The following is a 5,468-nucleotide window of genomic DNA, read 5'->3' as shown; positions in this document are numbered from 1 at the left end:
AAAAATCCCTGTATTTTCCGCAGTATCAGGGAACACCAAGTCAGAGACAGGTTCGCGGATGACTGCCTCCACCGCCATTTACCTCAACAAATTCAGCAGCTTAAGTATTCCTACTTCCGCCGAAGGGCTGAAATGTGAGCGGCTGTTTGCCGTCTGATGTGTGACGGTCACAATCGCGGCACTCCAAGGGCCAGGGGTTTAGGCGAAGGGATGATTGTCGGGCAGGTTCCTGGTCGCATCAGTCACGGGTGTGACGGCCTGGGTCTCCTCCAGAAAAACGAAGGCGTCGAACTGATCGGGAAGCGAGGCCTCAAAATAGTGGCTCACCCGCTCGGTCTCAGGGAGGTAGAGCACCCCGATGGCGCGCTGCGGCCGCTTGGCGTGTAACACTCTTCTCAGATCCGGCACGCGTAAGTCGAGCAGGAAGCGCTCGGGGCCAACCTCGCGAAAGAGGGCGCCGTGGCTCTCAGGCAGCGAAGGTCGCACGGCTTTAACCTCGGGCGCTGCGCCCCAGCGGGACGCCGCGAGGACATGGCCCCTGTCAGTGCCGAACCCGACGAGCCAGGCTGCACTCCCGAAATGCTGCCGGCAAAGCTCGCCAATGTTGGTCTCGCCGCGATCGCGCATGTCAGTGGCCGCAGCATTTCCAACATGGGAGTTGTGAGCCCAGACGACAGCCTTTGCGGTCGACCCTCGAGCCTCAAGCAGCGCGAGAAGAGTGCTGAACATGTGCCGGTCGCGCAGGTTCCAGGACGATTCGGCCCCTTTGACTTGGGCGCGGTAGAACCCTTCCGAGCCGACCACCACGCGGGCGTTCTGCAGTGCATCGAAGTGGGCTTCATTGCCGGTTGCTGGTCCTCTCGTGGTCAGAATTTTTAGGACCGCCGCGACCTCATCCTCGCAGGAGTTGAAGCCAGGCCGGATCAAGTTGGCGGCGTAATCAGCCAGATCGTCACCATAAGCGGCCAGACAGGCATAGTGTCCTCGCACGTCCCCTGCGGCCTGGATGTCTGTTCGGGCTAAATAGCCCGTCACGCCCTGCATTGAGGCTGCCGTGCTGTAGAGATCAAGACCATAGAAGCCCGCCTGTTGTGAGGGTGTGGCCCCGGCATTATGAACCTTTAGCCAGTCGACCAGACTGCGCATTTCCTCGTTGCGCCACATCCAGGTTGGGAAGCGTCGGAATGGCTTCTCTGGCGCAAGCGGCCGCGGCCTCCCTCGGATATATGCATCAACATGAGAGGCATCGGGCCAGTCGGCTTCCACCGCCACGACGGTAAACCCATGATGGGTGATAAAGCGGCGTGTGATCGCCGAGCGGGCGCGATAAAACTCGGAGGTGCCATGGGTGGACTCACCGAGTAGCACAACCTTCGCATCGGCAAAGCGGTCGAACATGGCCCCGAAAGCCTGCTCGTCCTCGATCGGGGGTAGAGGCTCCGCGTGACGTGCCACAGCGCTGTGCAAGTAGTCAGTGCCACTTTTAGTTGAGTTCTGCGCTAAGGTGAGCTCCGACCGGAGACAGACCGTAGACGCAAGCCCGCCAGCCAAAAGGGTGCGCCGTGAGATGCTGCCACCGTGCATGAGCGTCTCCCGTGAAAGGTTTGCAGGAAACACACGCCACTCATGGATTGTTTCAGCCGGATAGATCCGTGTTGCACTTAGAGTTGGCTCTATTAGCGGGAGAATTGGGAGGAGCAGTCATCACTTTACGATTTAGCGCACGTGATGATGTAGGATTCCCTGATTCAGCTTAGTGTCCGCGGCTGGTTCGTTGACGCCTGATAGCCGGAGGAGTAATGTTCTCTCTTCGTTCCAGGCCCTTATCTGAGCACTGGCTCCGACCACGCATTCGCTTCGAGAACGTATCCTCTAACGTCATGACCCCTCATTCAGCATCGCGCACGCTGTTCTTTTTCGAGAAGCCCTCGGCCATGCGCCAGCTGCAGCGGTTCTTCAAATCACCGAGCACGGTCTGCGTCTCCGCCGAGGGCCATCTCTTGGCTGCCGAGGAACCCGGCAATGTTCGGGATGAATGGAAGTCTTGGCGCCTTGATACGCTCCCAATCGTGCTCGAGCGTATACCTGTTACATACGGCAGCAGCCGCTCGGGTCAGTCGCACAAGCCCAAGGTGGATGCGATCAAGCAGGCACTTCAGGGCGTGGAGCGCGTCATCATCGCCACCGATCCGGGCCGGGAGGGCTCAATGATCGCCTGGGAGGTGCTTGAGCATCTTGGGTATCGAGGTCGGGTGGACCGTCTCAAGTTGGGTGCTCTCGATGAGGTCTCAATCCGACGGGCCTTTGCGGCAATGGCCAAGGAGCCAGACTCCGGCGAGCGGGACTATGCAGCCTACCTGGAGGCCTTGTGCCGCCAGTATGAAGACTATCATCTCGGTCTCAATGGCACGCGCGCCATTTCTCTTCGCCTTAGGCCACCTGCCTTTCGGCAGCCCTGGCGCTTTGGCGGGGTTCAGACGCCAACGCTTGCGATCCTCGCTGACCTCGAGAAGCGCATTCGCGACTTCGTCCCGCAGGACTATTTCAGGATTGCTCTGACTGTTGCAACGAGCAGCGGAGCCGAGATCACCCTCTGGCATGCCCCGAAAGACAAGATCCTTGATCAACAGGTTGCCGAGACGATTCAGCAGGCCGCTGCAAGCTGGTCGGGTCCGCTCGGTGTCGAGCAGAAGGATGTGCGTCGATCACCCCCTCGCCTGTTCTCCAAGGACACTCTCGCCCGACGCTGCGCCAAGCGCTTCGGCTGGGATCCGCAACACACGGCGAAGCTCGCCCAGGAGCTCTATGATCAGGGATACCTGACCTATCCTCGCACCGAGTCCGAGCACCTTCCCGACAGTCAGACCGGCGACGCCAGCACAGTGATCGGTAGCGTCGTCGCGGTCCTGACCGATCTCGCGGGTCTTGTGCCAGCCGCTGGCGATCTCGTGTTCCGCAAGGGGAACAAGGGCCACTACGTCAAGGATCCGGGCGAGCACCACGCCATCGTGCCATTGCGCAAGGTGCCTCAGCCGGGGAGCGTCAGCGGGGATCACCTGCGTCTCTGGGAGCTGGTGGCCAAGAGTTTCCTGGCAGCCCACCTGCCTGACGGTATCGACGCTCGGACCGTCGTCGCTGTGCAGGTCCCAACGCCGCTCGGCCCGAAGCGGTTTTCGATCAGCGGCAGCGTGATCAAGTCGCCTGGCTGGCGGGCGGTGTATGGAGCTGAGGCCGACGAGGAGAACGAGATTGTCCCTGGCAAGGCCAAGCCGGACGAAGAGCCTACCACTGGACGCCTGCCCCCTATCCGCGATCATGAGCCTGGGACAGCAACCGACGCTCGGCTCGAGACCGCCAAGACTGAACCACCACGTCGGATCACCCGCGGCGAGTTGCCGGTCGTCATGGGTCGCCTGGTCGACCAGGTCGAAAATCCAGCCCTGAAAGCAGCTCTGGAGAACCCGGCCAATCCCAATGAGCCCAAGGGCCTTGGAACTGCGGCGACCCGCGACACGATCCTGCCAAAGCTCCAGAAGAGCCAGTATGTTGAGTTGCTGAAGGGTAAGGACCCGCCGATCCAGGTGACGGAGGTCGGGCTCGCATTCATCGCTGCTGTTCGTCGTGTCTTTCCGGCCTACGGCGACCCAGTTGGCCGGGCGATGTTCGAGGCCGACCTTGCTGAGATCGGGCGCGCCGCCACACGGGCAGAGGCGGCCCGCCGCGCAGCAGCCTATCAGGAGCGGACTCGCAGCCGTGTCAAAGACCTGATCACGACGATTGGCCAATCGGACGCTGTTGCTCTTGATCCAACTTGCGTTCCAACACCCTCCGCAGCGGATGCGAAGCCACCAACAAAGGCGATGATCGACTTCGCGACATCGATTGCCGCGCAGCGAGGCTTGAAACTGCCCCGAGGGCTCAAAAGCAATAGCGAAATCTGCCGAGCCTTCCTTGACCAGCATGCTCCATCACGATCATCCAGGCCGGGGGAGGCTCCGCAACCGGGGCCTCGCTCTCCGAGCGAAGCGATGCTTCGTTATGCTCAGTCGCTTGCCGAACAGCAAGCAATCGAGTGCCCACCAGAAGCGATTACCGATTTTACGGCTTGCCGCGCTTTTCTCGACGAGCATTCACCGAAGGCGCAGCATTCTCAGGCAAAGAACCGGACTGTCACTCCCAAAGGCCGGCTTCCAAGTATCCGGGCGAGCAATGCTAGTGATGGACATAAGCGGGTGTCTGCGTCTGCAAGGAGACCTACAGAAGCAAGAACCGAGGTCCCTCGCCGCCGCACGCGATCACGCACTGTAACTTCCGGCAGAGACGAATGATCAAATGTTTTGACGGCACCAACGGACCTGCTCCTCAAACTGCCCCACCTTAATTTCCCCTCCAGATCATTGGAACAGAGGATTTGACCAGTTGGGATGGGCGACGGACGGGTAAGTGTTCGGGGCTCACCAGCACTTCAATAATGCGGGCGAGGCCGGGCTGGCGCCGGATCAATCCGGCGCGCTTCACGGTGAGCACCATCTGGTGAACAGAGGGCTCACTTGGAAGTGGCGTTGCATGTCGGCCTCGGCCGGAGGCCGGCTGTGGACCCGCATGTAGCATCGATGAAGGCCAGGTATTGACCTTGCCTGTCGGTGAAGCGGGACTGCGCCGATGCCGTCCATCAGACCTTCGACTTATTTGGATCTCTTTCGAGCTCCCCCGATCCATGTAGCGCAACCTCTCCGCACCACAGCACTTGGAGCGCTGCATCGGGCTCTTGACACACAGAAGCCCGAGCCAGACATTCGCTTGATAGTCCCAGTCCGGCTCTAAGCTATGGCACCTCTATGAAGATCGACATTGACCAGCTGACCGAGGCCGAGCTTATCGATCTTAACCACCGCATCGTCGAGCGCCTGCGCTTTCTCGACCAGATGCGCGCCCATGTGGAGATGCTGGAGTTCAAGATCGGTGACCGGGTCACCTTCCAGCCTCCCGATCATAGTCCACTTGAGGGCATGCTGACGCGCTACAACCAGAAGACCGTGACGGTGATCACAGACACGGGGCAGAAGTGGAACGTCTCGCCCAACGTCCTCAGCAGGGTCAAGTCGGCCAAAGGCACCAACACGGCTGGATCTAACGTGGTCCCGCTGAATAAGCGCTGACGCGACTATCGCCTCAGGCGTGGTTGGACGAGGAACGGTCAACAACTTGGTCGCATGGCCGGCGATGTGCGGCGCGCCTGTCCGTCCAATCTTTATCTGTGCGATCGCCTCTTGAACATTCACAGCACAAACGAAAGGGCCCCGGAGTGATCCGAGGCCTTTCCAGTGGGATGATGGGAGCAGGACTTAGAAGTCCATGCCACCCATGCCACCCATGCCGCCGCCCATGCCGCCACCTGGCATCGCCGGAGAGCTCTCGCGCTTGGGAGCCTCGGCAACCATGGCCTCGGTGGTGACCAGCAGACCGGC

General features: G+C 60.6%; 3 protein-coding genes. 2 read left to right on the top strand and 1 reads right to left on the bottom strand.

Annotated elements, in window-relative coordinates; translation table 11 throughout:
* Nucleotides 1-198: 198 nt before the first annotated feature.
* The gene (locus JKG68_RS30775; RefSeq protein ID WP_312891056.1) at nt 199-1,455 is read right to left on the bottom strand and encodes an erythromycin esterase family protein; all 1,257 of its coding nucleotides are present in this window, start codon (nt 1,453-1,455) and stop codon (nt 199-201) included.
* A gap of 425 nt (nt 1,456-1,880) precedes the next feature.
* Between JKG68_RS30775 and JKG68_RS30770 the strand changes: the two genes are divergently transcribed.
* Nucleotides 1,881-4,328: a type IA DNA topoisomerase gene (locus tag JKG68_RS30770; RefSeq protein ID WP_202066087.1), complete on the top strand. Its 2,448-nt coding sequence runs from the start codon at nt 1,881-1,883 to the stop codon at nt 4,326-4,328.
* Nucleotides 4,329-4,838: 510 nt separating this feature from the next.
* The gene (locus JKG68_RS30765; protein WP_202066085.1) at nt 4,839-5,159 is read left to right on the top strand and encodes a hypothetical protein; all 321 of its coding nucleotides are present in this window, start codon (nt 4,839-4,841) and stop codon (nt 5,157-5,159) included.
* Nucleotides 5,160-5,468: the final 309 nt, after the last annotated feature.

The sequence above is a fragment of the Microvirga aerilata genome (genome assembly GCF_016743775.1).
GTDB classification, from domain to species: Bacteria; Pseudomonadota; Alphaproteobacteria; order Rhizobiales; family Beijerinckiaceae; genus Microvirga; species Microvirga aerilata.
The sequence above is the reverse complement of the archived record's forward strand: the minus strand, read 5'-3'. Positions and strand labels throughout refer to the sequence as shown.